5 protein-coding genes are annotated in these 4,973 nt (G+C 58.5%); 3 read left to right on the top strand and 2 right to left on the bottom strand.

Annotation, left to right across the window (positions count from 1 at the left end; translation table 11 throughout):
* Positions 1-238 precede the first annotated feature (238 nt).
* Genes AC1DH9_RS22170 through AC1DH9_RS22180 form a run of 3 tightly spaced genes read left to right on the top strand, consistent with a single transcriptional unit; the run spans position 239 to position 2,911 of the window.
* Positions 239-1,675, top strand: a complete 1,437-nt coding sequence (locus AC1DH9_RS22170) for a cytochrome ubiquinol oxidase subunit I (protein WP_477808781.1) — start codon at positions 239-241, stop codon at positions 1,673-1,675.
* A gap of 3 nt (positions 1,676-1,678) precedes the next feature.
* Positions 1,679-2,686, top strand: coding sequence for a cytochrome d ubiquinol oxidase subunit II (gene cydB / locus AC1DH9_RS22175; RefSeq protein ID WP_477808782.1), 1,008 nt, complete (start codon positions 1,679-1,681; stop codon positions 2,684-2,686).
* 57 nt (positions 2,687-2,743) lie between these two features.
* Entirely contained in the window at positions 2,744-2,911 is a 168-nt protein-coding gene (locus tag AC1DH9_RS22180; RefSeq protein WP_427534066.1) for a DUF2474 domain-containing protein, read from the top strand.
* A gap of 84 nt (positions 2,912-2,995) precedes the next feature.
* On the opposite strand, the gene AC1DH9_RS22185 is transcribed toward AC1DH9_RS22180, so the two are convergent.
* Together AC1DH9_RS22185 and AC1DH9_RS22190 are read right to left on the bottom strand one after the other, a co-directional pair.
* Entirely contained in the window at positions 2,996-4,120 is a 1,125-nt protein-coding gene (locus tag AC1DH9_RS22185; RefSeq protein WP_477808783.1) for a methyltransferase, read from the bottom strand.
* Between the two features lie 203 nt (positions 4,121-4,323).
* A partial coding sequence (locus tag AC1DH9_RS22190; RefSeq protein ID WP_477808784.1) for an autoinducer binding domain-containing protein occupies positions 4,324-4,973 on the bottom strand: 650 nt, incomplete at its 5' end.

Raw genomic sequence — 4,973 nt, forward strand, 5'->3', positions numbered from 1 at the left:
CCTGTCACGCGGCAAAAGACCACACAGGCGGGCGCTGAAAATGGGACTACTCTTTCATCGTTACTTGATCCAGATCAAAACCCTTGGTGGATTTGCTCTGACGGCCAGATGGCCAGACTCCCTGCGTTGCGATGGTTGTAAAAAAACAACGAATTTGAATTCGCCATACTCCATAACCGTGGGGGCGGTGGGTGCAGGCTTCCAGCCAGCAGCCGTATTACCAGACAGAGGAAGACTTATGTTCGGTTTGGAGGCACTTGATCTCGCCCGAATTCAGTTCGCGTTCACCATCTCGTTCCACATCCTGTTCCCGGCGATCACCATCGGCCTGGCGAGTTACTTGGCGGTGCTCGAAGGCTTGTGGCTGAAGACCCACAACGATACCTACCGTGATCTTTACCACTTCTGGTCGAAGATCTTTGCCGTCAACTTCGGCATGGGGGTGGTCTCCGGATTGGTCATGGCTTATCAGTTCGGCACCAACTGGAGCCGCTTCTCGGACTTTGCCGGTTCCGTCACCGGGCCGCTGCTGACCTATGAAGTGCTCACCGCGTTCTTCCTCGAAGCCGGTTTTCTCGGTGTCATGTTGTTCGGCTGGAACAGGGTCGGGCGCAAGCTGCACTTCTTCGCCACCGTCATGGTGGCCATCGGCACGCTGATCTCGACGTTCTGGATTCTGGCCTCCAACAGCTGGATGCAAACCCCGCAGGGCTACGAAATCGTTAACGGCCAAGTGATTCCGGTGGATTGGATCGCGGTGATCTTCAACCCGTCGTTCCCCTACCGCCTGATGCACATGGCTACGGCAGCATTCGTTGCCACTGCATTCTTCGTCGGCTCGTCGGCCGCCTGGCACCTGTTGCGTGGCCGTGATAACCCGGCGATCCGCACCATGCTGTCGATGGCCATGTGGATGGCCTTGATCGTTGCGCCGATTCAGGYGGTGATCGGCGACTTCCACGGCCTCAACACGCTCAAGCATCAGCCGGCAAAAATCGCCGCGATTGAAGGTCACTGGGAAAACGTCGGCAATAWGCCGACCCCGCTGATCCTGTTCGGCTGGCCGGACATGAAAGCCGAGAAGACCAAATTCACGGTAGAAATTCCGTACCTGGGCAGCCTGATCCTGACTCACTCGCTGGACAAACAGGTCCCGGCGCTCAAGGAGTTCGCGCCTGAAGACCGGCCGAATTCGACCATTGTGTTCTGGTCGTTCCGGATCATGGTCGGGCTGGGTTTCCTGATGATCTTCACCGGTCTGTGGAGCCTGTGGCTGCGCAAGCGTGACAGGCTGTATTCGAACCGTGCGTTCCTCTACCTGGCGCTGTGGATGGGGCCATCGGGCCTGCTCGCCATACTCGCCGGTTGGTTCACCACTGAAATCGGTCGTCAGCCGTGGGTGGTGTACGGGCTGATGCGCACTGCCGATGCTTCATCCATGCACAGTTTCCTGCAGATGAGCATTACCCTGGCGCTGTTCGTCGTGGTGTATTTCTCGCTGTTCGGGGTCGGTCTTGGCTACATGATGCGCCTGGTGCGCAAAGGGCCGAAGATCAACGAAGGTGCCGAACCGAGCCACGGTGGTCCCGGGCAGCAACGTACACCGGCCCGTCCGCTTTCTGCTGCCGATGAAGRCAACGAAAACGGCGACGCCAGCCTGAACAAGGGGAATTGAGTCATGGGTATTGATCTTCCGCTGATCTGGGCCGTGATCATCATCTTCGGGATCATGATGTACGTGGTCATGGATGGTTTTGACCTGGGAATCGGCATTCTCTTTCCCTTCATCAAGGGCCACCGTGACCGCGATGTGATGATGAACACTGTCGCACCAGTCTGGGACGGTAACGAAACCTGGCTGGTATTGGGCGGTGCGGCGTTATTTGGCGCCTTCCCGCTGGCGTATTCGGTGGTGCTGTCGGCGCTGTACATGCCACTGATCCTGATGCTGATCGGCTTGATCTTCCGCGGTGTGGCCTTCGAGTTCCGTTTCAAGGCCAAGGATCGCAAGCGGCACATCTGGGACAAGTGCTTCATCGGCGGCTCGCTGACGGCAACGTTCTTCCAGGGTGTGGCGCTGGGGGCGTTTATCGACGGCATTCCGGTGGTCAATCGGCAGTTTGCCGGCGGCACGCTGGACTGGCTGACACCGTTCTCGCTGTTCTGTGGCGTGGCGCTGATCGTTGCTTATGCGCTGCTCGGCTGCACCTGGCTGATCATGAAGACCGAAGGCAAGCTGCAAAAGCAAATGCACGACCTGGCCCGTCCGCTGGCGTTMGTGGTGTTGGCGGTGACCGGTATCGTCAGCATCTGGACCCCGTTGGCCCATGCCGAGATTGCTGCGCGCTGGTTCACCCTGCCGAACCTGTTCTGGTTCCTGCCAGTGCCAATCCTGGTGCTGGTGACGATGTACGGTTTATTGCGCGCTGTGGCCCGTAACGCTCACTACACGCCGTTCCTGTTGACCCTGGTGCTGATCTTCCTCGGTTACAGCGGTCTGGGAATCAGCCTGTGGCCGAACATCGTGCCGCCGTCGATCTCGATCTGGGACGCTGCCGCACCGCCACAAAGCCAGGGCTTCATGCTGGTCGGCACCCTGTTCATCATCCCGTTCATTCTGGGCTACACCTTCTGGAGCTACTACGTGTTCCGCGGCAAGGTGACCCATGACGACGGTTACCACTAGTCTGCGTGACCGCGGCTCGGGCCAGGTGCCCGAGCTGCCTGACAGGAGCATTCGACAATGGCTGGTAAACACTCTTTGCAGGAAATCGAACAGGCTGAAAAGAAGCCGCTCTGGCAGCGCCTTGGCTGGCTGGTAATGATCTGGACCGGCAGCGTACTGGCGCTGTTTGTCGTGGCCAGCCTGATGCGCATGTTCATGAATGCGGCAGGCCTGACTACTCACTGATCGACCCGAACATCCCATCCCGTGCCTTGCGGCACGGATTTATAACCCTCCGCTGGAGGGTTTTTTTTACCTGGGCGCCGGCGCCTATTTACGGGCCTTGAGGATCACGAATTTGGGCGTTGCCGCGACCTGTTCGACACCGCGGAACAGGCGCGCCAGTTTGCTGTGATAGCCCAGATGACGGTTGCCGACGATGTACAGCGCGCCGCCCACCACCAGCGCTTCGCGAGCTTGCTGGAACATCCGCCAGGCGAGGAAGTCACCGACCACCTGTTGCTGATGGAAAGGCGGATTGCACAGCACCACGTCCAGCGACTGCGGCTCCTGCCCGGCCAGACCATCGCCCGCCCGCACGATGACTTCGCGCTCACCGAGGGCGGCCTGCCAGTTTTCGGTAGCGGATTGCACGGCCATGAACGATTCGTCCACCAGCGTGTAGTGGGCTTGAGGGTTCTGTAGGGCACTGGCGATGGCCAGCACACCGTTGCCGCAACCCAGGTCGGCGACTCGCGCGCTGCCCAGGTTTTTCGGCAGATGAGGGAGAAATGCCCGGGTACCGATGTCCAGGCCTTCGCGACAGAACACATTGGCGTGGTTGAGCAGCACGATGGCCGGCTCGTCGAGTGTGTAGCGAGTCGGGTAGGGCGACTGCGCAGGTGGTCTGGCGTCGGGTGTGRCAATCAGCAAGCGGGCTTTCTTGACTGCAAGCGACGCTTGCACCGGGCCGATGTAGCGCTCCAGCAGATCACCTGCTGCCCGTGGCAGGTGTTTGACCATGGCCGCAGCAACCACTTGCGCGCCGGGTGYCAGTTGCGTTTGCAGGCGGATCAGTTGCTCTTCCAGCAACGCCAGGGTTTTGGGGACGCGGATCAGTACCCGATCGAACGGACCGACCAGTGGCGCGCTAGCCGGTAGCACTGACACGACATCAAAGGGAAGGCCATTGCGTACCAGGTTCTTTTCCAATGCCTGGGCGGCGAGAAACGAATCACCGCTACTGCTGACCTGAACCTTGCCGACAAGGCTCGCTGCCAATGCACCAAAGCTGTCATTGAGCACCAGCACCCGGGTATCGGCGTTGGGCTGCTGTTCGGCCAGGTGATTAAGCAGGTACTCGTCGGCCGCATCGAACGCTTGCAGCGGTTCGTTCTGCTGTTCGGGCTGGCGGATCAGGTCAAGTTGGGCGAACGGGGTTTCGAGCAGGGGCATGGGGCGGGGACTCTGGATAATCAACGGGTGTCCCGCGGTTTTGCACGTATTCGATGCTGGACGGGACCGCCTGAGTGGACTGCGTCGCGGTGTCGTTCGCTTCATCACTCAGAAGGGGTGTAAATGGTACGTTTTTTTCCGTTGGATTACTCGCGGGTTTTCCGTCGTGGTCAGCGCAGACAAGCGGTGGTGCTGGCTTGGGCTCAGATGAAATGGCACTTCGTCGCTTTTACCACGGCAGAAATCCTATTGGTGACGCCCAGTTTGTGGATCGCATTTTTCAAGTGGAAATGCACCGTGCGCGAGCTGAGATTGAGGATGAGCCCAATTTCCGTCGCGGTCTTGCCTTTCGCGGTCCAGCTCAAAACCTCAGTTTCTCGTGACGATAAATGAGGCGCGCTCAAGCCAGTCGGCTGCTTGCTGGCCAGCGTTTGCATCGCGAGAACATGCAGCGCATGGCTGATGAACGTCGCATAACCGAGGTTTTCATAGAGTTCATACGTGGTGATACGACAATGGCTTCGGGCGACGCTGAGCATGCCGCTGTTGTGGTTGCGCAGGTCATGTACCGGAAGCGACCAGCCGTATTGCATGCCTTGATCCGCGAGTGCGCGCTGCATATCGGGGACGCCGGCGAACGTCTTGCTATCCCAGAGAATGGGCAGCATTGAGTGATTGCAATGGGCTACTGTCGGGTCTATTGAGCAGTAATTGTTTTGCTCATAGCGGGTGTTCCAGCGCTGTGAGTAATTATTAAGGTTTACCTTGTTAAAACAATGGGTTGTTGCATGGGAATGCATCGAAAAGGCGCAGAATTCGTAGCCAAGATTATTAAAGAAACCGAGTGCTATTT

It is taken from the genome of Pseudomonas sp. 05T35 (assembly GCF_056396605.1).